At 62.6% G+C, this 21,842-nt stretch carries 21 protein-coding genes and 2 pseudogenes; 14 read left to right on the forward strand and 9 right to left on the reverse strand.

The features are described 5' to 3' along the window. Nucleotides 1-130: 130 nt before the first annotated feature. From EJ074_RS30060 to EJ074_RS01865, 3 genes are all read right to left on the reverse strand, one after another. Entirely contained in the window at nucleotides 131-811 is a 681-nt protein-coding gene (locus EJ074_RS30060) for a hypothetical protein (RefSeq protein ID WP_245454789.1), read from the reverse strand. 528 nt (nucleotides 812-1,339) lie between these two features. Further along, nucleotides 1,340-1,780 carry a hypothetical protein gene (locus EJ074_RS01855; RefSeq protein ID WP_129552744.1) on the reverse strand — a complete coding sequence of 147 codons (441 nt, stop codon included), beginning with the start codon at nucleotides 1,778-1,780 and terminating at the stop codon, nucleotides 1,340-1,342. Nucleotides 1,781-2,614: 834 nt separating this feature from the next. Further along, nucleotides 2,615-3,631, reverse strand: a complete 1,017-nt coding sequence (locus EJ074_RS01865) for an FAD-dependent oxidoreductase (RefSeq protein ID WP_129552746.1) — start codon at nucleotides 3,629-3,631, stop codon at nucleotides 2,615-2,617. Nucleotides 3,632-3,909: 278 nt separating this feature from the next. On the opposite strand from EJ074_RS01865, the pseudogene EJ074_RS01870 reads away from it, so the two are divergent. The 5 genes and pseudogenes from EJ074_RS01870 to EJ074_RS01890 form a co-directional block, all read left to right on the forward strand. After that, nucleotides 3,910-4,191 (forward strand): annotated as a pseudogene (locus EJ074_RS01870) (metal-dependent hydrolase); the annotation flags it as partial. A gap of 86 nt (nucleotides 4,192-4,277) precedes the next feature. After that, complete coding sequence (gatC, locus tag EJ074_RS01875) at nucleotides 4,278-4,565, forward strand: Asp-tRNA(Asn)/Glu-tRNA(Gln) amidotransferase subunit GatC (protein WP_095765337.1); 288 nt, start codon at nucleotides 4,278-4,280, stop codon at nucleotides 4,563-4,565. Nucleotides 4,566-4,568: 3 nt separating this feature from the next. Then, entirely contained in the window at nucleotides 4,569-5,027 is a 459-nt protein-coding gene (locus EJ074_RS01880; protein WP_095805914.1) for a GNAT family N-acetyltransferase, read from the forward strand. Then, complete coding sequence (locus tag EJ074_RS01885; RefSeq protein ID WP_095805913.1) at nucleotides 5,027-6,592, forward strand: amidase family protein; 1,566 nt, start codon at nucleotides 5,027-5,029, stop codon at nucleotides 6,590-6,592. The genes EJ074_RS01880 and EJ074_RS01885 overlap by 1 nt, the downstream gene beginning before the upstream one ends. Before the next feature lie 30 nt (nucleotides 6,593-6,622). Next, nucleotides 6,623-7,420, forward strand: a complete 798-nt coding sequence (locus EJ074_RS01890; RefSeq protein ID WP_095805912.1) for a YdcF family protein — start codon at nucleotides 6,623-6,625, stop codon at nucleotides 7,418-7,420. Here the strand turns inward: EJ074_RS01890 and EJ074_RS01895 are convergent. Beyond that, nucleotides 7,393-8,111: pseudogene (locus tag EJ074_RS01895) on the reverse strand (DUF599 domain-containing protein). The gene EJ074_RS01890 and the pseudogene EJ074_RS01895 sit on opposite strands and share 28 nt — an antisense overlap. 197 nt (nucleotides 8,112-8,308) lie before the next feature. Here EJ074_RS01895 and EJ074_RS01900 point away from each other — a divergent pair. The 3 genes from EJ074_RS01900 (at nucleotide 8,309) to EJ074_RS01910 (ending at nucleotide 11,050) form a co-directional block, all read left to right on the forward strand. Further along, nucleotides 8,309-9,712, forward strand: a complete 1,404-nt coding sequence (locus EJ074_RS01900; RefSeq protein ID WP_095805910.1) for an L-serine ammonia-lyase — start codon at nucleotides 8,309-8,311, stop codon at nucleotides 9,710-9,712. Between the two features lie 76 nt (nucleotides 9,713-9,788). Next, complete coding sequence (locus EJ074_RS01905) at nucleotides 9,789-10,226, forward strand: DUF1489 family protein (RefSeq protein WP_095805909.1); 438 nt, start codon at nucleotides 9,789-9,791, stop codon at nucleotides 10,224-10,226. Nucleotides 10,227-10,351: 125 nt separating this feature from the next. After that, nucleotides 10,352-11,050 carry a molecular chaperone DnaJ gene (locus EJ074_RS01910; protein ID WP_095805908.1) on the forward strand — a complete coding sequence of 233 codons (699 nt, stop codon included), beginning with the start codon at nucleotides 10,352-10,354 and terminating at the stop codon, nucleotides 11,048-11,050. Between the two features lie 42 nt (nucleotides 11,051-11,092). Here EJ074_RS01910 and EJ074_RS01915 read toward each other — a convergent pair whose 3' ends face one another. After that, complete coding sequence (locus tag EJ074_RS01915) at nucleotides 11,093-12,553, reverse strand: D-alanyl-D-alanine carboxypeptidase (protein WP_095805907.1); 1,461 nt, start codon at nucleotides 12,551-12,553, stop codon at nucleotides 11,093-11,095. A gap of 286 nt (nucleotides 12,554-12,839) precedes the next feature. On the opposite strand from EJ074_RS01915, the gene EJ074_RS01920 reads away from it, so the two are divergent. The 3 genes from EJ074_RS01920 (at nucleotide 12,840) to clpA (ending at nucleotide 16,243) form a co-directional block, all read left to right on the forward strand. Further along, nucleotides 12,840-13,169 (forward strand): phasin family protein, encoded by a 330-nt coding sequence (locus tag EJ074_RS01920; RefSeq protein WP_095805906.1) that lies wholly within the window; start codon nucleotides 12,840-12,842, stop codon nucleotides 13,167-13,169. A gap of 281 nt (nucleotides 13,170-13,450) precedes the next feature. Then, complete coding sequence (clpS, locus tag EJ074_RS01925) at nucleotides 13,451-13,777, forward strand: ATP-dependent Clp protease adapter ClpS (protein ID WP_165350036.1); 327 nt, start codon at nucleotides 13,451-13,453, stop codon at nucleotides 13,775-13,777. Nucleotides 13,778-13,783: 6 nt separating this feature from the next. Then, entirely contained in the window at nucleotides 13,784-16,243 is a 2,460-nt protein-coding gene (gene clpA / locus EJ074_RS01930; protein ID WP_095805905.1) for an ATP-dependent Clp protease ATP-binding subunit ClpA, read from the forward strand. A gap of 81 nt (nucleotides 16,244-16,324) precedes the next feature. On the opposite strand, the gene EJ074_RS01935 is transcribed toward clpA, so the two are convergent. From EJ074_RS01935 to EJ074_RS01950, 4 genes are all read right to left on the reverse strand, one after another. Then, nucleotides 16,325-16,756, reverse strand: coding sequence for an HIT family protein (locus tag EJ074_RS01935; RefSeq protein ID WP_095806148.1), 432 nt, complete (start codon nucleotides 16,754-16,756; stop codon nucleotides 16,325-16,327). An 89-nt stretch (nucleotides 16,757-16,845) separates the two neighbouring features. After that, complete coding sequence (locus EJ074_RS01940) at nucleotides 16,846-18,060, reverse strand: GNAT family N-acetyltransferase (RefSeq protein ID WP_095805904.1); 1,215 nt, start codon at nucleotides 18,058-18,060, stop codon at nucleotides 16,846-16,848. A gap of 54 nt (nucleotides 18,061-18,114) precedes the next feature. Continuing rightward, nucleotides 18,115-18,843: a glycerophosphodiester phosphodiesterase gene (locus EJ074_RS01945; RefSeq protein WP_095805903.1), complete on the reverse strand. Its 729-nt coding sequence runs from the start codon at nucleotides 18,841-18,843 to the stop codon at nucleotides 18,115-18,117. Between the two features lie 11 nt (nucleotides 18,844-18,854). Beyond that, on the reverse strand, nucleotides 18,855-19,316 hold the full coding sequence (locus EJ074_RS01950) for a RidA family protein (protein WP_095805902.1): 462 nt from the start codon (nucleotides 19,314-19,316) through the stop codon (nucleotides 18,855-18,857). 138 nt (nucleotides 19,317-19,454) lie between these two features. Between EJ074_RS01950 and EJ074_RS01955 the strand changes: the two genes are divergently transcribed. The 3 genes from EJ074_RS01955 to rpsB all read left to right on the forward strand — a co-directional run bounded on the left by EJ074_RS01955 (nucleotide 19,455) and on the right by rpsB (nucleotide 21,816). Further along, nucleotides 19,455-20,285 (forward strand): cell envelope integrity EipB family protein, encoded by an 831-nt coding sequence (locus EJ074_RS01955; RefSeq protein ID WP_095805901.1) that lies wholly within the window; start codon nucleotides 19,455-19,457, stop codon nucleotides 20,283-20,285. Between the two features lie 81 nt (nucleotides 20,286-20,366). Beyond that, nucleotides 20,367-20,645: a DUF4031 domain-containing protein gene (locus EJ074_RS01960; RefSeq protein WP_095806147.1), complete on the forward strand. Its 279-nt coding sequence runs from the start codon at nucleotides 20,367-20,369 to the stop codon at nucleotides 20,643-20,645. Between the two features lie 391 nt (nucleotides 20,646-21,036). Continuing rightward, nucleotides 21,037-21,816: a 30S ribosomal protein S2 gene (rpsB, locus tag EJ074_RS01965; RefSeq protein WP_095805900.1), complete on the forward strand. Its 780-nt coding sequence runs from the start codon at nucleotides 21,037-21,039 to the stop codon at nucleotides 21,814-21,816. Nucleotides 21,817-21,842 lie beyond the last annotated feature (26 nt).

A 21,842-nucleotide genomic window follows, 5' to 3' on the forward strand; every position in this document is an offset into this window, starting at 1 on the left:
GGAGGGTGTTGGCCGTTGTCGTGCGGCTGTTTTGCCATGGCTGTCCTCCTCAATTGATAAGTCCCTTCAGTTGAACCGCCGTCCATGCCGAAAGCCCAGGCGCAAGCCGCACCGCCGTTGCAGTGCCTGCTTAACCGATGGTCCCGGAATCGTAGGTATCGGCGGTCAGGCCGATGCTTTTGACGCGATGGCGCTCAACCCTCTGGCTGGCGGTGCGCGGCAATGTCCCGATACGAACGTAGCGCGGATGCATGAACTTGGGCAGTTTTTCGATACCCCAGCTGTGGAGTTCCTTCGGCGTCATCGTTGCGCCGTCGACCAGTTCGACGGCCAACAGGATTTCTTCGTCGCCAAGATCAGCGGGGACGCCAACCGCTGCAGCGAGCTGCACCATCGGGTGGCTGGCGAAAACCCCTTCCACCTGGAAGCAGCTGACGTTTTCTCCGCGCCGCCTAACGACATGCCCGAGGCGTTCGATGAAAAAATATCCGTCCGTGTCCCGGGTCTCGGGTTGCAAACCATTTGCCCTTGAATGCGGCTTTGGTTTGCTCAGGGTCGCGCCAGTATCGCCGGAACAAGCCATGTGGCGTGCGGGACCGCAGCAGCAACTGTCCGGGCGTCCCGGGCGAGACATCCCGATCGTGTTCATCGACCACTCTGGCATCGAAATAGATCGACGTCCGCCGACAGAGCCGTGCTTTCGGTCGCGTTCTGTCTGGTAAATGGGCTGGCAGCATTCGGTTAGCCCGTAGCCTTCGAGAACTTTGCAATGGAAGCGCTTTTCGAACTGCGCCAGATCCTCGGTGCGCACACCTCCGCCAAGGCACGCCCTCAGCCGGTTGCCGGACGTGCGCTCTCCGCGGAGCGAAGAAGAATGGCAAGGATCGCACCCACATAGTCAAAGACCGTTGCCTCGACTTCGCTGGAGCGCTGCCAGAAGATCGAAGCAGAGAACCTCTTCTCGAACGCGTGGGCGTGCCGTTGACCACGCTTCCCGCAAACGCCCAGAATGCATTCACGTGATACATCGCAGTCACGCAGAACACTCTGTCATCCTCGTCCAGCTCGCCATGGCCGAGAATTCCCGACCGAAGAAGGCAGGTAGCCGTGGGACAAAACACAGCCCTTGGATTTGCCAGTGGTTCCCGAGCTGAAGATGATCAAGGCATCCGTGCCAGGCCCTGGTGGGCTGGCAGGAGGTTCGGGCGGCCGTCGAGCTTGAGCAGGTCGGCTATTTCGATCGCACTGGCAATTTTTGTTGAGCCACCGTCGACTACGAGTAAGGTGGGCTCGGCTGTCGCGATCATCTCGCCAAGAAGGTCGCTCCCGAGGCCGGGATTCAAGGGAACCAGTGTTGCGCCGATCCGCCAGCCGCCACGATTACGACGAACAGCTCGATGCTGTTCTCGCAGATTGTAACGACCCGTTCGCCGGCTTTCACCCCTTGGGCAAGCATTGCCGTAGCCGCGGTTCCGGCTGCAGCCAGAACCCGCCGTAAGTCGCCTGCTCGTTGCAAGGGCCAATCAGGAACAGGCAGTCGGGCCGCTCGCTGGCGTAGCGCTCCAGGCAGGAAAAGCGTCTGGTCAGCTCTTGCTTGCGCCATTGTTGGTCCGTGGCTGAGCATAATTGGCGCGCGGCCGGCACGAAAAGCCGTCATTGCTTCGCGCGGATCGTGTGTCGAAGCCAGAAGATATGCCGTCATGATCTCCATTTCGCGGCTGTCGTCGAGCGACATCGAAGGCAAAATATCCAACAATTTCTTCTGGAACTGCAGCGCCATCGGTGAGGATTTGCGCAGTTGATTATTAGCTTCAGGGACTCGGCCCTGATGTCGTTGTCGGCGGCAATCCGGCTTACAAGACCCAACTGCTCGGCACGTGCAGCCGGAAGCTTCTCATTGAGCAACAGCATGCGGCGTGCCATCCGAGCCCAGCGTGTGCGTAAGCAGGTATGTGGCGCCCATGCGACGTTCAGCCATGTTGGGTTCCGGCAGCCAGAAATCGCATCTGGGGCGGCGACTACGTAATCACACGCCAAGGCAATTTCCAAAGCCTGGCCGATGACCCAGCCATGCACGGCTGCGATTGAGTTGATGTGGGGGTGCCTCAAGATGCGCGCCAGGTCCGTGAGGCCGCGCTCGGAAGCAATCAACTCGTACATGCCGGAATCCGGGCCTGGGCTGACCGACTCCACGAGATCCTGGTAACCATCGAGGGAAGCACCAGAGGAGAAGTTCTCGCCCTTGCCGTGAAGGACAATCCATCGGTGGCCCGATCGCGCGGCATCCTCGGTGGCCTCCACAATGCCAGAGACCATGACGGATCCATGGCATTGAGTGACCGAGGCGAATTAACCCTATGAAGACGGTCTCGTCTTCGATTTCGCAGATGACTTGCCCGGCACCATATGATTCCTGCATTACATGCTCCATTAGCCCAAGGAATAACTGAAATCGTTGGTAAGCGTTGAGCGATCAATTCCGAGCTGCGCGATGAGCGCCGATTTCGGCCGCCCCATCGCCAGGTCGGCCAGTCCCTCAGCTGCGACCAGGGCCGAGCTGTTGCCGAAAGAGAATCCCGACGCCACGAGGAGCCCGGTCGCTGCTGGATGACGGTCAATGATGGGGAGGTTGTCGGAGGTATAGGGAATGCGGCCGGCCCAGCTTTCCTTGAATCCGCTCGCGGAAAAGACCTGGAAAAAGGCGCACGAAGCGCCTGAGTATCCTGCCGACGCCGTCGACGTCAGGCTCCCAGCTGAAACCGGCATCATCGACCGGTCCGCCGAAGACGTATGAGCCGTCGCTGCGCTGCGAGATCGCGTCCATCATGCACTCGCCGGCCTTGGTTTCCCGTCTGTCGAACAGATCAGGCGAGAAGCTGGGCAGGTCCTTGACGAGCGGTGTGTAGGCCGCCAAGCAAATGGCACCGTAGAGAACACATTTGAGGCGTGGCAGCTGTGGCGTTGTGGCGATGAGCTGATTCCTCATGCTCTTGACCGGAAGCTCAAGCGGCCCGCTGCTCGTGGCCATCCTGTGCCACGGCCCGGTCGCCCATACCACGATAGGCGCATCGAACCGGCCAGCATGTGTGCTTATCCCGGTGACACGACCGCCAGCCGTCAATATCTCCAGAACCTCATAACCTTCGAGAACGGTCGCCCCTGATCTCACGGCCGACCCCGCCAACGCTCTCACCACAGTAGCCGTGCCGATCTGGGCGTCCTCGCTGCAAAAGCTCGCGCCGACGACGTTTTCATCAACGTCGGGGGCGAGCTCGAGGAGCGACTGCCGGTCGATGAATTCGATGTTCAGGCCGTCGCGGCGGCGCGCGTCGACGAACTCCTTGATCAGTGACAGCTGCCCCTGGCTCTCGCATAGGACGAGGCCGCCGTTCCTGCGATATTCAAAGTCGCCGCCCATCTCATCATGAAAGTTGTCCAGGAGAAGGCGGTTGCGCCGCGCAATATCCAAGGACACCCCTTTCCGGCCATGCAGAAATACAAAGCCGATGTTGCGCGAGGAAGCGCCGAATCCAAGCCGGTTGCGTTCAAACAAGGCCACGTCGAGGCCTTCACTGGCCAACGCGCGTGCTGCCGCGCGCGCCGACAATGCCCCCGCCGACAATGATTGCATCGAAAGTCCTGCGATCCGATCCGCTCGTCACTTTTCAGATCCCAATGTCGTGGCAGGCCCAGAGGGCCGGCTAAATTCCTGAGAACACCCCATCGGAAGATCCGTCATAAGGCCACCTCAACGAAATTATCGAACGATCGATAGACCAAAACTTATCGACTGTTCGATAAGTAGTCAATGCGTTGCGGAGCCTCCCCGGCCATTTTTCACGGCATCGAACTTCGACGGCTTACGCCTGGCCTCGCGACACTAGGTGCCGAGGATCCATCAGGCACCACATCTACCACATGGGCGATACCGACATCTTCTCCGACATGGCGCTGATCAATGAGCTGCACGAACCGAAGATCGGCCTCGTGCCGATCGGCGACCGCTTCACCATGGGCGGCGCCGTGGCGGCTCTGGCCTGCCGGCGCTTCTTCCGCTTCGATACCGTCGTTCCCTGTCATTTCGGCACCTTCCCGCTGATTGATCAGACCGCCGACAAATTCGTGGCAGGCATGGAGGGGTCAGGGGTCAAGGTGGCGCTGCCGGAGATCGGCAAAGCGATCACCGTCTAGGCTATCCCGCCATCCGGCACGATCGATGTTGCGCGGCAAGCGGCGCGCCGCTATAGCCCGCACTGGTTTTCCCGAGGCAATAGAACATGTCCGTTGATCTTCAGACCGTGAAGCGCGTCGCTCACCTTGCCCGCATTGCTGTGAGCGAGGAGGATGCCGAGCGCATGACTGGCGAACTGAACGCCATCCTCGGCTTCGTCGAACAATTGAACGAGGTCGACGTCTCGGGCGTCGAGCCAATGACCTCGGTCACGCCGATGGAGATGAAGAAGCGTCAGGACGCCGTCACCGACGGCAACAAGGCTGCCGACATCGTCGCCAACGCCCCGGCAACGGATGAGAATTTCTTCCTCGTTCCGAAGGTGGTGGAGTAAAGCGTGGCCATCGAGATTGCCGTCGAGACGCCCTTGCAGGACGACGTGCGCGCGCTGGTGGCGGAGCTCAATGACGCGCTGCTCGAGCTGACGCCGCCGGAACATTGCTACCACCTGACCGTCGAGCAGATGGCCGGCCAGGATACGACCGTGTTCATTGCCCGCGACAATGGCCTGGCCATCGGCTGCGGCGCGCTGAAGCGGCATGAGAATGCCATTGGCGAGGTCAAGCGCATGTACACGCGGCCATCGCATCGCGGCCGCAAGATCGGCGCGCAGATCGTCGCCCGGGTCGAGGCGCTGGCGCGGCAAGAAGGACTGAAGCGCCTGGTTCTCGAAACCGGGGACCGCCACCCCGCTGCCTGGGCCGTCTATGAGCGCGCCGGATTCTCGCGCTGCGGGCCGGTGCTGGATTATCCCGACTCCGAGTGGTCGGTGTTTTACGAAAAGAGCCTTGCCTGATGAGCGATCTCACACATCTGACCATTTCCGAGGCCCGCGCCAGGCTGCGCGGCAAGGAGATCACGGCCGCCGAGATCACGGAGGCCTATCTCGCAGCGATCGAGCGCGCCAATCCAGTGCTCAATGCCTATATTGCCGTGACCGGGGACAAGGCGCGCGACATGGCCAAGGCCTCCGATATGAAACTCGCCAAGGGCGAGGGCGGTGCGCTCGAAGGCATTCCGCTCGGCATCAAGGATCTGTTCGCCACCGAAGGCATCCACACCCAGGCCTGCAGCCATGTGCTCGACGGCTTCAAGCCGCACTATGAATCGACCGTCACCACCAATCTGTGGGCCGACGGCGCCGTCATGCTCGGAAAGCTCAACATGGACGAGTTCGCCATGGGCTCGTCCAACGAGACCTCCTATTACGGCCCGGTCATCAATCCGTGGCGGCGTTCGCGTCTCGATACGGTGGTGATGCCGACCACGCATCAGGGCGACGGCGGCTTCGTCTCCGACGGCGGCACCAAGACGGCGCGCACGCTGGACAATGCCCAGCTGGTGCCGGGCGGCTCGTCCGGCGGATCGGCTTCGGCGGTCTCCGCCTTCCTGTGCGCCGGCGCCACCGCGACCGACACGGGCGGCTCGATCCGCCAGCCGGCAGCGCTTACCGGTACCGTCGGCATCAAGCCGACCTACGGCCGCTGCTCGCGCTGGGGCATCGTTGCCTTCGCCTCGTCGCTCGACCAGGCCGGACCAATCGCGCGCGATGTGCGCGACGCCGCGATCCTTCTGAAATCCATGGCTTCCGTCGATCCGAAGGACACGACTTCCGTCGACCGCCCAGTACCGGACTACGAGGCGGCAATCGGCAGACCAATCAAGGGCATGAAGGTCGGCATTCCGAAGGAATACCGAATCGAGGGCATGCCCCAGGATATCGAGGCGCTATGGCAGAAGGGCATCGCCTGGCTGAAGGATGCGGGCGCCGAGATCGTCGACATCTCGCTGCCGCATACGAAATACGCGCTGCCAGCCTATTACATCGTGGCTCCCGCCGAAGCGTCGTCCAACCTCGCCCGCTATGACGGCGTGCGCTACGGCTTGCGCGTGCCCGGCAAGGACATTGTCGACATGTATGAGAAGTCGCGCGCTGCCGGCTTCGGCCGCGAGGTCAAGCGCCGTATCATGATCGGCACCTATGTGCTGTCGGCCGGCTATTACGACGCCTATTATCTGCAGGCGCAAAAGGTTCGCACGCTGATCAAGCGCGACTTTGAGAACGTCTTTGCCGCCGGCGTCGACGTCATCCTGACGCCGGCGACGCCGTCGGCCGCCTTCGGCATCGCCGACGAGGACATGGCCTCCGATCCGGTCAAGATGTACCTCAACGACATCTTCACGGTGACGGTGAACATGGCCGGCCTTCCCGGGATTTCGGTGCCGGCCGGCCTCGACGGCAAGGGCCTGCCGCTCGGGCTTCAGCTCATTGGCCGGCCGTTCGACGAGGAAACGCTGTTCCAGACAGCGCATGTCATCGAACAGGCGGCCGGTAATTTTCAGCCGGAAAAGTGGTGGTAACGTCCTCCCTCATCTGAATAGGGCTGGGGGATGTTCTTCTACCTTTCCAAGATTTTCTGGTTCTTCATCCAGCCGCTCAACCTGGCGATCTTCCTGCTGCTTGCCGGTCTGCTGGCAATAGCTTTGGGCCGCAAACGCCTTGCTGTCAGGGCTGGCGGGCTCGCGTTCCTGATCCTTGCCCTCTCAGCCTGGACTTCGCTTGGCGCGATGATGCTCAACCCGCTGGAGGAGCGCTTTCCCAAGCCGCCGCTGCCGCAGAACGTCGACGGTATCATCGTGCTCGGCGGCGGGTTGGAAGGCGCCATCAACTTTGCGCGCGGTGGCTACGAACTGAACAGCAGCGGCGACCGCATGGTGGAAGCCGCGATCCTCGCCCGCCGCTTCCCGCAAGCAAGAGTGGTCGTGTCCGGCGGCAACGGCTCGCTTTTCCTCGACGCCGAAGGCGATAGCGACACCGCGCCGCGCCTGCTCGGCGCGCTCGGCGTTTCGGCCGATCGCCTGGTGCTCGAGAACAGGTCGCGCAACACCTACGAGAACGCCGTCTTCACCCGCAACTTGATCGAGCCGAAACCGGGCGAGACCTGGCTTTTGGTGACCTCCGCCTTCCATATGCCGCGGGCCAAGGCGCTGTTCGACAAGGCAGGTTTTCCGACAGTTCCGTGGCCGGTCGACTACCGAACCAGCGGCCGGGAAGGCATCGGCCTGTTTCGCGACAACCCGGCCGACTCGCTTGAGGCGACCACCATGGCCATCCGCGAATGGATAGGGCTCTTCGCCTATAGGCTGACCGGCAAGATCGATCAGTTCTTCCCTGCACCAGGTCCCTGACCGATCACCGCTTGCCTTGCAGCCGAAAAGAACTGGCGGCGCACCAGCACGGCAAGCAGCAGCAGCGTCGAAATCACGAACACCACGGGGTCGACGAACCAGCCCAGATAGCCAATCGCGAAGAAGACCGCGCGCAGGCCGGAATTGAAGTGCTTGCCGCCGAGGATGTTCATGCGCGTCGCCCGCCACACCGCCGTTTCGCTGACGGGGTTGCGCGAGGCCGCGCCATGCGGGATCGGCACTGCGCCGATGAGGATCGAGCAGTAGTTGAACAGGCGGTAGGCCCAGCCGAATTTGAAGAATGCGAAAGCGAGAATCAGCACCAGTCCGAAGACCTTGGTCTGGAAAGCTTCGCGGGAAGAAGTCGCCGCCAACGGCAGGTCGGCCAGCACGGTTAGAACACGGTCGGAAGCCCCGAGCAGTGCAAAGCAGCCGCCGAGCGCTATGAGCGAGCTCGAGGCGAAGAAGGCGGTGCCTTGCTGCAGGCCGCTCATGATGGCGGTATCCACGATGCGCACCTCCCGCTCGCCATGTTGCGCATCCAGGCCTCGCGCTGGGCGTTCATTGCCATTGTCAGCGAAACGCGGCTGACGAGCCTGCCGTCCGAGGCGAGCGTGTGCAGCACCCATGTGAGTAGGAAGAAAGCGAGCGCCGCAAGATCGGCCGTCGACAGATTGAAGGAATCGCCCATCCATTCTTCTAACACAGGTCCGGAGGACGCTTCGACGCCCGAGAAGGCTGGACGCCGGCGATGTCGCTGTCGAGGCAAAGCGGGTCGGCAGCGGCCGCGCCGCGACACTCAAAACAGCGGAAACATCGTGCGAATTCCTATATGTGTGTAGGAATTCCTATATTTGGATTCGAGCAGCCTTCAGGAGACAAGGGCGCGTGTTCCTTTCGGTTTTCGACCTGTTCAAGATCGGCATCGGTCCATCGAGCTCGCACACGATGGGGCCGATGACGGCTGCGCGCCGTTTCCTGGACGAAATTCTCGCCGGCGACTGGCCCCGGCCGGCGGGTGCCAAGGTCGAGCGCATCGGCGCCAGCCTACATGGCTCGCTCGCTTATACCGGCGTCGGGCATGGCTCCGACCGCGCCGTCATCCTCGGCCTGGCCGGCGAGACGCCGCAGACCGTCGATCCGGACGAGGCGGATGGAATCCTTGAGCGCATCAACGATGAAAAGCACATCTCGCCGCCCGGTCATCCGACCTATCGTTTCGATCCGTCAAAGGACCTCGTGCTCGACCGCAAGACGCGGCTCACCGGCCACGCCAACGGCATGGCCTTCTATGCCTATGACGCATCCGACCGGCTGCTGGTCAAGCGCATCTATTATTCGATCGGCGGCGGCTTTGTTGTCTCCGAGGAAGAACTTCAGCGCATCAAGGCCAAGGGCTCCGTGAGGACGGAAGGCAAGAAGGTGCCGTACCCTTTCAACAACGCCGTCGAGATGCTGGCGATGGCGGCCAGGAGCGGGCTTTCCATTGCCGAGATGAAGCGCGTCAACGAGGAGACGCAGATGTCGCGCGAGGAGCTCAATACCGGGCTCGACGCGATCTGGAGCGCCATGAATGGCTGCATCGATCGCGGGCTGTCGCAGGACGGTATCATGCCGGGCGGGCTGAAGGTGCGCCGCCGCGCGCGCCGGTTGCATGAGAAGCTGCAGGAGCAGTGGCAGCAGAACCGGCCCAATCCGTTGCTTGCCAACGACTGGCTGTCGATCTACGCCATGGCGGTCAACGAGGAGAACGCAGCCGGCGGACGCGTGGTGACGGCGCCGACCAACGGAGCTGCCGGAACGCTGCCTGCGGTGCTGCGCTATTGGCTGCATTTCTACCCTGAGGCCGACCAGCCGAGCATCCGGGACTTCCTGCTCACGGCCGCTGCCGTGGGCGGCATCATCAAGTTCAACGCCTCGATCTCGGGAGCCGAGGTCGGCTGCCAGGGCGAGGTGGGCTCTGCTTCGGCGATGGCGGCGGCAGGGCTCTGCGCGGTGATGGGCGGCACGCCTCAGCAAGTCGAGAACGCAGCTGAGATCGCGCTCGAACACCATCTCGGCATGAGCTGCGATCCGGTCGGCGGTCTGGTGCAGGTGCCCTGCATCGAGCGCAACGCGCTCGGCGCGGTCAAAGCCGTGACAGCAGCCTCGCTTGCCATCAAGGGCGATGGAACGCATTTCGTGCCGCTCGACGCGGCCATCGAGACCATGCGCCAGACCGGCCTGGACATGAGCGAGAAGTACAAGGAAACCAGCTTAGGCGGGCTGGCCGTCAACGTGGTCGAGTGCTGAACCGCGTCGTTTGGCCCTGTGGACGATGCCGCACAGGGCGTTGACGCATCCGGCTGCAGGGCTAAATCTTGGGGCCATGTCTCTCAATCTCATCAAACTGTGCGTCGGCTGCGACAGCGTCGAGGACCTGGAAGAGTGGATCGCCTTCCGTCTCGACGAGCGGCGCCGCGCCGGCGAGAAGGCGGAGCACTGGCATACCACGCGCATGGTGCCGACGCGCGGCGAAGAGATCACGGACGGCGGATCGCTCTACTGGGTGATCAAGGGCAACGTGCAGTGCCGGCAGCTGATCACCGAAATCCGGCCCTTCGTCGACGGCGACGGCATCGGCCGCTGCCATCTGGTGCTGGATCCTGACGTGGTGCGCACCGACTGGCAGCCGCGCCGCGCCTTCCAGGGCTGGCGCTATCTCAAGCCTTCCGATGCGCCGGCCGACCTCGGCAAGGGCAAGGCAGCGCTCGCCGAAATGCCTCCGAAACTGCGGCTGGAACTCGCCGAGCTCGGCCTCCTGTAACGCTGCGCTCGCGCCATCATTTCGGCGCTGGCCTTTCGGCTTGCCCGATGTGGGACTTGCAAGCGGCGGATCCGAACCCCATCCTTGAAGTGCATGCACAATCATCTGGATGGCGGTGCAAACCGATGGGCGTGATCATAGCATTGGCGGCTGTGCTTGCGGTGCTTTTCGGCTTCGTGACAATTTTCGTGCGTGCCGACGCGGCAAAGATGGCGGACAGTCTGCGCACCCTTGGACCTGCGCTGCTGGGACTGATCGGCGCAGTGGTGCTGCTGGTCGGCCGCAGCGGCATTGGCGGCCTGATACTGACGGCGGCAGCACTTTGGTATGCTTGGATGCGGACGAGGCGGCCAGCCGCTAGAGCTATCGCCTCGAGACGCTCGACCGTGCGGACTGCCGCACTCGAGATGGAGCTCGACCATAGGAGCGGCAAGCTCGAGGGTCTTGTCTTGGCAGGCCGTTACGAAGGCAAGATACTCGGCGCCATGGGGATCGCGGACTTGCAGCGGCTCTACGGCGAACTCGCCGCCGACCCGGAGAGCCGACAGCTCCTAGAGACGTATCTTGACGGCCGTTTTCCCGTCTGGCGCAAGGACGCGCAGCCGGACCGTGGCGAAGGGCTGAGTGTTGCGCCAGGTCCTGGCGCCATGACTAAGGAGGAGGCCTACAAGATCCTTGGTCTTGAAGCGGGGGCTGCCGCGGCGGATATCCGCAAGGCGCACCGCCGCCTGATGCAGCGCCTGCACGGCGACGTCGGCGGCACGTCTGTCCTGGCGGCGCGGATCAATGAAGCCAAGGACGTCTTGCTCTCCAATCACGACTAGTCTCCTTCGACGCGGAACTTTCCGGGAGATTTCAAAAACCGCCTATTGCTGGACGGCGTAGCACTCGATCTTCTTGCGCTTCAGCGCATCGCAGGCTTTCCAAGCAGCAGTCTTCGAGCCGAAGCCGCCGAAGCGGGCGCGGTAATAGGTGGCCCCGTCCTTGTCGAAGGCGACGGTGAAGCCCGAAGCGTCAGCGAGGATCCTCGGCGCCTGCTTGCTCGCTTTGTCGAGCAGCGCCTGAGCCCCCGATTGCGTAGGCGATGAGGCGACCTGCACCACCCATCCCGTAGGCACCGACGCCGTCTTGACCGGATCGACGGTCGGCGCGGCAGCCGGCGCCGGCTCGGCGTAGGCGGCAACGGCCGGGGACGTGGTTTCAGCCTGGGATGGAACGTCCTGGGGCGCCGGGACCGGAGCCATGGCGGACACCGCAACCGTCTTGACTTTCCTGATCGGAACAAGCGGCTTGGGCTCTTCAGCGACCGGCGCGTCCACCACTGGCGTGTCCACGACTGGCGCGCTGTCATCCGCCGACGCAACCACAACGTCCTCAACCGCCGGCTTTTCGTCCGGGGTCGGCGCGTCATGCTTGGGGAGCAGGACCTTGGCCAAGGTCTTGATCGGGCTGTCGCTGCCTGCCTTGGCGACCAGATTGCCGCCGCCGCGGGTCGAGGCCCGCGGCAGGTAGGTGTTGATCAGCGAGGCCATCTGATTGTCGCGGCTGCGGCCGGAGGCACCGCCCATCACCACTGCGACGAGGCGGCGATCGCCGTCGGCGACGGAGGAGACGAGATTATAGCCGGAAGCGCGGGTGTAGCCGGTCTTGATGCCGTCGACGCCCTTGATTCTGCCAAGCAGGCGGTTGTGGCCGTTGATGCGCTGACGGCCGAAAAGGAAGGAGCGCTGTGAGAAATAGCCGTAATATTGCGGGTAGTGCTCCCTGAGCGCGATGCCGAGCGTCGCCATGTCGCGAGCGGTGGTGAACTGGCCGGGATCCGGCAGGCCATTGGCATTGCGGAAGACGGTGCCGCTCATGCCGAGCTGGCGTGCCTTTGCCGTCATCATGCGCGCGAAATTGTCTTCGCTGCCGCCGAGGAGCTCGCCCAAGGCGGTCGCCGAATCATTGGCCGACTTCGTCACCATGGAAAGGATCGCCGTCTCGACCGGCACCGCGCCGCCGGCACGCACGCCGAGCTTGGTCGGCGGCTCGGAGGCCGCGTGCGCCGAAAACGGCACCGGCGTGTTCTTGCTGATCCTGCCCTTGGCCAGCGCCTCGAAGGTCAGGTAGAGCGTCATCATCTTGGTCAGCGAAGCGGGATAGCGCCGGCCGTTCGCGTCGGACGAATAAAGAACCTTGCCGGTCTTGGCGTCGACGACGATGGCCGCGGACTTCGCGGCAAGAGCCGAAGCGGCATCCGCCGCGACGAACGTGACCGCGAGCGCGGCGACCATGATGGTCTTGAATGAGAATTTCGAGACCAAGCCCGACAACGTCTGACGCACCGCTACTTACCCTGAATTTTCGTTGCCCCGGAGGCGGCGGGAGAGAGCCTGCCTCGCTTCCGGCCAAGCTATCGCGGTCAGCGTTACCAATCCGTTTATGGTAACCGCGGCGTTCACCATTTTGCGGCGATTTGAGCTTCTTTTTATTCGGTTTTTAGCCGCTGCAGGCGCTGCAACCCTTGCATATCAAGGGAAACTTGACTTTTGTGCAGCGCACAATATATTGGGGTGCATTGCACAAGGGCGCCCGGGGCAAAATGGGCGTTTCAACCAAGGGAAGTGAGAAATGACCCAGACCTATGAGGACTTCGCGAAATACGGCAAGGAGTTTGCCGACAACGGATTGAAGAGCTTCGCTTCGCTGACCAAGGGCGCGCAGGCGATCGCCGCCGAGGCGGGCGACTACACCAAGAAGAGCTTCGAAGCCGGCAGCGCCGCATTCGAGAAGCTGTTCTCGGCCAAGTCGATCGAAAAAGTGATCGAGATCCAGACCGACTATGCCAAGCAGAGCTACGAGAGCTTCGTGGCCGAGGCCGGCAAGATCAGCGATCTCTATGCCGAACTCGCCAAGGAAGCGTACAAGCCGTTCGAATCGATCGTCGCCAAAGCGAAGTAATTTCGCCGGTCACTGTCTGGCAAGGGCCGCCGATTGGCCCGTAGAAGAGACCCGGCCGCGCATGCGCGGCCGGGTTTTTTTGTGCGCGGCCGCAACCGCTTGGCCCCTGCCGCATTCACGATTGAGAAATTCGCTGAGGTTTGCTCACCTAGCCATATTGTCAGCTAAACAGAAGGGCTTAAAATCGGCCATCGAGAACCTACATGTTGAACTCGCATGGGGATTCGAAGAGGCAGGACTACGTGACGATCGGTTTGACTGCCACGGCAGACGTGGTGCGAATGCAGAATGACGGCGACCGCAACGATCCCGGTCGCGGCACCGCTGTCATCACGCGCACCAAAACCAAGACCAAGAAGCCCAGTCTCTACAGGGTCCTCATCCTGAATGACGACTACACTCCGATGGAGTTCGTGGTTCACGTGCTGGAGCGTTTCTTCCAGAAGGACCGCGAGGCCGCCACACGCATCATGCTGCATGTTCATAATCATGGAGTGGGCGAGTGCGGGGTCTACACATTCGAGGTGGCCGAGACCAAAGTGTCTCAGGTCATGGATTTCGCCCGACAGAATCAGCATCCGCTGCAATGCGTGATGGAGAAGAAGTGAGGTAACATGCCGGCTTTCTCACAAGGCCTGGAAAAGGCGCTGCATCAGGCGCTGACGTTCGCCAACGAGCGGCATCATGAATATGCCACGCTCGAGCACCTGCTGCTTGCATTGATCGACGACACCGAGGCGGCCGCCGTGATGCGCGCCTGCAATGTCGATCTCGACGAGCTCAAGCACACGGTTCTGACCTATATCGACACCGAGCTCGACAACCTCGTCACCGGCTACGATGAAGACTCCAAGCCGACCGCCGGGTTCCAGCGCGTCATCCAGCGCGCCGTCATCCATGTGCAGTCGTCCGGCCGCGAGGAGGTGTCCGGCGCCAACGTGCTCGTCGCCATCTTCGCCGAGCGCGAGAGCCACGCCGCCTATTTCCTGCAGGAACAGCAGATGACCCGCTACGACGCGGTCAACTATATCTCGCATGGCATCGCCAAGCGGCCCGGTGCCTCGGAGTCGCGCACGCCGCGCGGCGCAGAGGACGAGCAGGGCGGCCAGAACGGCGCCGAGCCGCAGGAAGAGAGCGGCAAGAAGAAGCAGCAGGACGCGCTGACGGCCTATTGCGTCAACCTCAACAACAAGGCGAGATCCGGCAAGATCGACCCGCTGATCGGACGTGAAAGCGAGATCAGCCGCACCATCCAGGTGTTGTGCCGCCGCTCCAAGAACAACCCGCTCTATGTCGGCGATCCCGGCGTCGGCAAGACGGCGATTGCCGAAGGCCTGGCCAAGCGCATCGTCGAACGCGATGTGCCAGAAGTGCTGCAGGACGCCACCATCTTCGCGCTCGACATGGGCACGCTGCTGGCCGGCACGCGTTATCGCGGCGACTTCGAGGAACGGCTGAAGCAGGTCGTCAAGGAACTCGAGGACTATCCGGGCGCGGTGCTGTTCATCGACGAGATCCATACGGTGATCGGGGCAGGGGCCACTTCCGGTGGTGCCATGGATGCGTCGAACCTGTTGAAGCCGGCGCTCTCGTCCGGCGCCATCCGCTGCATCGGCTCCACCACCTACAAGGAGTTCCGCCAGTTCTTCGAGAAGGACCGCGCGCTGGTGCGGCGCTTCCAGAAGATCGACGTCAATGAGCCGACGGTCGAGGACGCCATCGAGATCATGAAGGGCCTGAAGCCCTATTTCGAGGAGTTCCACAAGGTCCGCTACACGAGCGAAGCCATCAAGGCCTCGGTCGAACTCTCGGCCCGCTACATCAACGACCGCAAGCTGCCCGACAAGGCGATCGACGTGATCGACGAGACCGGCGCCTCGCAAATGCTGGTGCCGGAGGCCAAGCGCAAGAAGACGATCGGCATCAGGGAGATCGAGGCAACAATCGCCACCATGGCGCGCATCCCGCCGAAGACGGTCTCGGCCGACGACGAGAAGGTGCTGCAGGGCCTCGATGTCGAGCTGAAGCGCGTCGTCTATGGCCAGGATACCGCGATCACCGCTCTGACCTCGGCGATCAAGCTGGCGCGGGCCGGCCTGCGCGAGCCGGAAAAGCCGATCGGATCCTACCTGTTCTCCGGCCCCACCGGCGTCGGCAAGACCGAAGTCGCCAAGCAGCTTGCCGCCTCGCTGGGCGTCGAACTGATCCGTTTCGACATGTCGGAATATATGGAGCGCCACACCGTCTCGCGGCTGATCGGCGCGCCTCCCGGCTATGTCGGCTTCGACCAGGGCGGCCTCCTGACCGATGGCGTGGACCAGCATCCGCATTGCGTGCTGCTGCTCGACGAGGTCGAGAAGGCGCATCCGGACCTGTTCAACATACTGTTGCAGGTCATGGATCACGGCAAGCTGACCGACCACAACGGCAAGCAGATCGACTTCCGCAACGTCATCCTGATCATGACCACCAATGCCGGCGCGTCGGATGCGCAGCGGGCGGCGATCGGCTTCGGCTCGACCAAGCGGGAAGGCGACGACGTCGAGGCGATCAACAGGCTGTTCACGCCGGAGTTCCGCAACCGTCTCGATGCGATCATTCCGTTCGGCTCGCTGCCGGTGCCGGTGATCCATCAGGTGGTGCAGAAGTTCGTCATGCAGCTGGAAGCCCAGCTTTCCGAGCGTGGCGTTACCTTCGACCTTGCTCCCGAGGCGATCGCCTGGCTGGCCGACAAGGGCTATGACGAGCGCATGGGTGCGCGTCCGCTGGGTCGCGTCATCCAGGAACACATCAAGAAGCCGCTGGCGGACGAGGTGCTGTTCGGCAAGCTGAAGAAGGGCGGCACGGTGCGCGTCACCGTCGAGAAGAAGGAAACCGGCGAGACCGGGCTGAAGCTCGAGTCGCTGGCCGACGAGGCCCCGGTGAAGCCGAAGAAGGAAGAGCCCGAGAACGCGCCGAAAGCCCGCAAGGCCCCGGCGAAGAAGCCGGCCAAGAAGGCAGTGGCGAAGCAGGAGCCGAAGGGCAAGGACGGCGGCAAGCGCAGCCTGGTGCCGCAACTGCCGCGCAAGGGCTAAGAAGTCCTTCTCAAAATGCAAAAAAGCCCCGGCGACGGGGCTTTTTTTAGGGCGGCGCACGAGAATGCAGAGGCGCCTGTCTCAGCTTGCGAGCGCCGCGCGTATCTTGCCGGCATTTTCCGCCAGCACCTCAGGTTTCTCCATCTGCCCGCTGTGCGGCTTCAGCGGCACGCCTTCGAAGCGCGGTATGACGTGGACGTGGAGGTGATAGACCGTCTGTCCCGAGGCGGGCTCGTTGAACTGCAGGATGGTGACGCCGTCGGCGCTGAAGGCTCTCTTCACGGCGACAGCCACCTTCTGCACAACGGCAAAAAGCGCACCGAACGAGGCGGGATCGGCGTCGAGGATGTTGCGCGAGGGCGCCTTCGGCACCACCAGCGTATGGCCAATCCCTTGCGGCATCACGTCCATGAAGGCAACGACAGCGTCATCCTCATAGACGCGTTGCGACGGAATCTCGCCGCGCAATATCTTGGCGAAGATGTTGCCGGGGTCGTAAGCGGCTTCGGTCATGATCGGCACTCCCGATTGCTGTTTCGTCCGGTGTAGCGAAGCCGGTTCCAAGCGGCAAGACGGTGCGGCAAGCCGGGACACGCCTGGGCCTATTCCCCGAGATCCTTGCGGAACGGCGTGTGCTCCTCGAGATATTCGCCCATCCGTTCGACCTCGCGACGCTCGCGGCGCAGATAGTCGGCGACCGCATTGCGCAGGCCCGGATGGGAGATGTAGTGCGCCGAATGCATGGTCACCGGCCGGTAGCCGCGCGCCAGCTTGTGCTCGCCTTGCGCGCCAGCTTCGACCACCTTCAGCTTGCGCTCGATCGCGAAGTCGATCGCCTGATGGTAGCAGACTTCGAAATGCAGGAAGGGATGATCCTCGATGCAGCCCCAGTTGCGGCCGTAGAGCGCGTCCGATCCAATGAAGTTGATGGCCCCCGCGATGTAGCGACCGCTGCGCTTGGCCATCACCAGGAGAATGTCGTCAGCCATGCGCTCGCCGATCAGCGAGAAGAACTGGCGGTTGAGGTAAGGCCGGCCCCATTTCCGCCCGCCGGTGTCCATGTAGAAGGCAAAGAAGTCGTCCCATACCTTTTCGGTCAGGTCCTTGCCGGTCAGCCAGTCGATGCTGATGCCGTCCGCCAGCGCCTCGCGCCGCTCCTTCTTCATCGCCTTGCGCTTGCGCGAGGCAAGCGTGGCGAGGAAGTCGTCATAGCTGGAAAACCCCTCGTTGAAGAAATGGAACTGCTGGTCAGTGCGGTGCAGGAAGCTCGCCGCTTCCAGCGTCCTAACGTCGGGTTCGCTCGCGAAGGTGACATGGGCAGAGGAGACGCCAAGCCTGTCGGTCACCATCCTGAGACCGGCGGCGAGGCCCGCCTTCACGGCGCTGGCGTCCTCACCCTTGCCGACGAGCAGGCGAGGGCCGGTCACCGGCGTGAACGGCACCGAGCACTGCAGCTTGGGGTAATAGCGCCCGCCGGCGCGCTCGAACGCGTCGGACCAGCCATGATCGAATACATATTCGCCCTGGCTGTGCGACTTGAGATAACAGGGAACGGCGCCGAGCAGCTTGCCTTGGGCCGTCTCCAGCCTCAGGTGGTGGCCTTGCCAGCCGGTGCGTCGCACGGCGCAACCGGAGTCTTCGAGAGCGCTTAGGAAGGCGAACGAAACGAGCGGGTTGTAGCCGTTTTCTTTGTCGCCCCGCGAGGTTCCGGCAAAGCCATTCCATTCCTCGCAGGTAAAGGCGCCGATGCCCGCCGCGACGCGGATCGCATAGTTCGCATCCGCCGCGTGTCCATCGTCGTCTTCACCCTGATCCATGGCGCTTATTTAAGCGTTGCCGAGGGCGCTACAAGTCACGTTTCAGGTACTGCCTCAGGCGATTTTGACCAGATCGGGCTCGAATCCCTCGAAGGTCATCTGGTCGGCATATCTAAAGGTGAGGTCGACCGCCGGCTGGTCGAGAACGGTCCAGGTGATCACCGGCATCTTGAGCTTTTCACGCACGAAGCTGACGAAGGGGTTCGGCAGGTCGCCAGCAGCATAGGAGGTAAAGGCGATGTCATGCGCCAGCATGGAAAAATGCGCCTCGATCAACTGGTTCTCCTTGCCATAGGCGGTCAGCCCACCCGGAATGCCCGGCGCGTCCCTGGCGAAATCGCGGATCAGCCAGTGGTCGAACGACATGATCGCGACCTTGCCCTTGTAGCGCTTGAGCAGCCGGCCGACGCTCGCCACCAGATCCTTGTCATGGCCGGGCACGCCTTTCAGTTCGACGACAAGCGGGACGCGGCCGTCGATCAGATCCAGCGCTTCCTGCAGCGTCGGCAGATGGTCGGCGGTGCCGCCTACTTTGAGCGTGGCCAGTTCGCCCGCAGTGCGCTGCCAGATGAAACCGTCCTCGCCGGTCAGGCGCTTCAGATCACCGTCGTGGATGACGATCGGGACGCCGTCGGCCGAGATATGCACGTCGCATTCGATCGCATAGCCGCGCTCGGCTGCCGCCGCGAAGGCCGACAGCGTGTTCTCCCACCGCGTCTTGTTCGTGTCATGAAAGCCGCGATGCGCGACGGGGCGCGCAATCAGCCAGGAAAGGTCGGTCATATCAGGCTCGTTCACTCGACTTCGAAGATCGCTTCGATTTCCACCGCGGCATTGAGCGGCAGCGAGGCCGTGCCGACGGCCGAGCGGGCATGCTTGCCGCGTTCGCCAAGCGCGGCGACCAGAAAATCGGAAGCGCCGTTGGCAACCAGATGCTGCTCGACGAAGTCGGGCGCCGAAGCGACGAACACCGTAATCTTGACCAGCCGGCGGATCTTTTCCAGATCGCCGAGCGCGGCCTTAGCCTGCGCCAATATATTGATGGCGCAGAACTTCGCCCCCTCCTTGGCGGCGGCCGTGTCGATGTCGCGGCCAAGCAGCCCGGTTACCAGCCTGCCGTCCAAGATGGGCAGTTGGCCGGCGGTGAACAAGGTGTTGCCGGTCCTGCAATAAGGCACATAGTTGGCGGCAGGGGCTGCGGCGGCCGGAATGGTGACGCCGAGATCGCTTAGCCGCTTTTCGATTGTTTCGCTCATTGGTTTTCCCTATTGCTGGAAGGTGGCGCGTCGGTGGGGCCGAAATTGCTATTTTTGCCTCGCTTCCGCCACGACTTTTTTTAAGCTGGACCATCTTTCCCTGCGGCTTGCCATCGGCCGCGACGATCGGAGCACTTCATGCGCGTGACGCGCCTTTTCCTTTCCGCCGCTCTCCTGTCGACGGCCATCCCGATGGCTCCGGCCTTTGCCGTGCCCGCGCTGCAGGCGCATCGGGCCGTTTACGATCTGACCCTCAACAAGGCGTCCGACCGCTCGGGGATAACCGGCATTTCCGGCCGCATGGTGTATGAGTTCAACGGCTCGCCCTGCGAGGGCTACACGGTGAAGTTTCGCTTCGTCACCCAGATCGTGACCAACGACAACACAAGGCTGACCGACCAGCAGACGACCACCTTCGAGGACGCGGAAGGCAAGACCTTTTCCTTCGTGACAAAGTCCTTCGTCGACCAGAACCTCGACAAGGAGGTCAAGGGCACCGCGATCAGAGAGGCCAAGGGCCTAAAGGTCGATATCGACAAGCCCGAAAAGAACACCCTCGAGCTCGCCGCCACCCAGTTTCCCACCCAGCATCTCGTCGAACTCATCGGCAAGGCCGAGGAGGGCCAGAACTTCTACCAGACCAATCTGTTCGACGGCTCGGAGGACGCCAACAAGGTGATGACGACCACGGTCGTGGTCGGCAAGAAGACGGATTCCGACAAGTCCGACCCGGAAGCGCCGGCGCTGGCGAAGCTCGCGACCGACAAATACTGGCCCGTCGACATCGCCTATTTCGACGAGACCGACAAGAGCGGCGAAGAGGTGCCGGAGTACCGGATCAGCTTCAAGCTGCACGAGAACGGCATCACACGCGACCTGGTCATGGACTATGGCGACTTCTCGATGACCGGCAAGCTGGTCAACCTGTCGCTATTCGATCAGACCAAGCCTTGCCCGGCTTCCAAATAGCAGCGCTTTGACGACAGGTGGCCCGCCTTGTGCGCTTGGCTCCGATGCCATGCGTAAGGCTTCTGCGAGGCGGTGGACCTGATGGCGGTCTATGTCGATGCGGCGATCTGGAAATGGGCCGGCCATCGCTGGTGCCACCTGCTGGCGGACGATACGGACGAACTCCATCGCTTTGCCGCCGAACTCGGCCTCAAGCGTTCGTCCTACCAGGGGCCGCCCAAGACTTCGGCCCCCCATTACGATATCACCGGTTTCGAGCGCGACCGCGCCGTGCGGCTGGGCGCGGTCGAATGCAGCCGCGAGGAGATCGTCGCTATCTTTCGCCGGGTGCGGGTGCCGAACGGCAAGATAAGACGCTGACTGCATATCGTTATCCCAGAACCGCAGCACGTTTCTGGGCGCACATGCTTTGGCTGCGCATATCGCCGCAGGCAAAACGGCGCCCCGCGTTCCAGCGGGCTCAAAACGTCCCGAAACTTCTGCCATGCCGTCCGGCCCGTCCGCAGCCTCCATCGGACTGCCGATAAAACCGGACAGATCATCTGCTGCCTAATCCGGACAACCATGTGCTTACGACAGTTTGCCGGCGCCCGGCTTGCGTTTGTGGCGCTTCCCCTCTATATGCGCGCTCATTCCACACACGGACTTTGGTGTCTGCCCGGGAGAAATCCGGCTGAAACCTCCGGTGGCATCTAGGAAATCCATCCGAAATGCCTGTGTCCGTGGAGGCCAACCGGAAAGGAACTAAAGAATGGCTCTGCCAGATTTCAGCATGCGCCAGCTTTTGGAAGCTGGTGTTCACTTCGGCCACCAGACCCATCGCTGGAACCCGAAAATGGCGCCTTACATCTACGGCGCCCGCAACAACATCCACATCATCGACCTGTCGCAGACGGTGCCGCTGCTGCACCAGGCGCTGAAGCAGGTTTCCGACACCGTCGCCAAGGGCGGCCGCGTGCTGTTCGTCGGCACCAAGCGCCAGGCGTCGGACATCGTCGCCGACGCCGCGCAGCGTTCGGCCCAGTACTATGTCAACTCGCGTTGGCTGGGCGGCATGCTGACCAACTGGAAGACGATCTCGAACTCGATCCAGCGCCTGCGCAAGCTCGACGAGACGCTCGCCGGCGAGGCCCAGGGCCTGACCAAGAAGGAGCGCCTCAACCTCGACCGCGAGCGCGAGAAGCTCAACAAGGCGCTGGGCGGCATCAAGGACATGGGCTCGACGCCGGATCTGATGTTTGTCATCGACACCAACAAGGAAGCGATCGCTATCCTCGAGGCCAAGCGCCTGGGTATTCCGGTCGTCGCCATCATCGATTCCAACTGCGACCCGGAGAAGATCGACTTCCCGATCCCCGGCAATGACGACGCAGCGCGCGCCATCCAGCTCTATTGCGATCTGATCGCCAAGGCTGCGATCGACGGCATCGCCCGCCAGCAGGGCGCGCTCGGCATGGATATCGGCGCGTCGGCCGAGGCTCCGGTTGAGCCTGCACTCGACACCCCGGCCGCCGAGGCTCCGGAAGCTTGATAGCGAAGGCCGCCTGCGGCCTTCAT

Source organism: Mesorhizobium sp. M3A.F.Ca.ET.080.04.2.1, assembly GCF_003952525.1.
Lineage (GTDB): Bacteria > Pseudomonadota > Alphaproteobacteria > Rhizobiales > Rhizobiaceae > Mesorhizobium.

Excerpts from the sequence above, each read along its gene's own strand:
- EJ074_RS01855 (WP_129552744.1), bottom strand. The coding sequence starts at position 1,780 with ATGGCGCTGCAGTTCCAGAAGAAATTGTTGGATATTTTGCCTTCGATG.
- EJ074_RS01865 (WP_129552746.1), bottom strand. The coding sequence starts at position 3,631 with ATGCAATCATTGTCGGCGGGGGCATTGTCGGCGCGCGCGGCAGCACGC.
- gatC (WP_095765337.1), top strand. The coding sequence starts at position 4,278 with ATGTCCGTTGATCTTCAGACCGTGAAGCGCGTCGCTCACCTTGCCCGC.
- EJ074_RS01885 (WP_095805913.1), top strand. The coding sequence starts at position 5,027 with ATGAGCGATCTCACACATCTGACCATTTCCGAGGCCCGCGCCAGGCTG.
- EJ074_RS01890 (WP_095805912.1), top strand. The coding sequence starts at position 6,623 with ATGTTCTTCTACCTTTCCAAGATTTTCTGGTTCTTCATCCAGCCGCTC.
- EJ074_RS01905 (WP_095805909.1), top strand. The coding sequence starts at position 9,789 with ATGTCTCTCAATCTCATCAAACTGTGCGTCGGCTGCGACAGCGTCGAG.
- EJ074_RS01910 (WP_095805908.1), top strand. The coding sequence starts at position 10,352 with ATGGGCGTGATCATAGCATTGGCGGCTGTGCTTGCGGTGCTTTTCGGC.
- EJ074_RS01920 (WP_095805906.1), top strand. The coding sequence starts at position 12,840 with ATGACCCAGACCTATGAGGACTTCGCGAAATACGGCAAGGAGTTTGCC.
- clpS (WP_165350036.1), top strand. The coding sequence starts at position 13,451 with ATGCAGAATGACGGCGACCGCAACGATCCCGGTCGCGGCACCGCTGTC.
- clpA (WP_095805905.1), top strand. The coding sequence starts at position 13,784 with ATGCCGGCTTTCTCACAAGGCCTGGAAAAGGCGCTGCATCAGGCGCTG.
- EJ074_RS01935 (WP_095806148.1), bottom strand. The coding sequence starts at position 16,756 with ATGACCGAAGCCGCTTACGACCCCGGCAACATCTTCGCCAAGATATTG.
- EJ074_RS01940 (WP_095805904.1), bottom strand. The coding sequence starts at position 18,060 with ATGGATCAGGGTGAAGACGACGATGGACACGCGGCGGATGCGAACTAT.
- EJ074_RS01945 (WP_095805903.1), bottom strand. The coding sequence starts at position 18,843 with ATGACCGACCTTTCCTGGCTGATTGCGCGCCCCGTCGCGCATCGCGGC.
- EJ074_RS01950 (WP_095805902.1), bottom strand. The coding sequence starts at position 19,316 with ATGAGCGAAACAATCGAAAAGCGGCTAAGCGATCTCGGCGTCACCATT.
- EJ074_RS01955 (WP_095805901.1), top strand. The coding sequence starts at position 19,455 with ATGCGCGTGACGCGCCTTTTCCTTTCCGCCGCTCTCCTGTCGACGGCC.
- EJ074_RS01960 (WP_095806147.1), top strand. The coding sequence starts at position 20,367 with ATGGCGGTCTATGTCGATGCGGCGATCTGGAAATGGGCCGGCCATCGC.
- rpsB (WP_095805900.1), top strand. The coding sequence starts at position 21,037 with ATGGCTCTGCCAGATTTCAGCATGCGCCAGCTTTTGGAAGCTGGTGTT.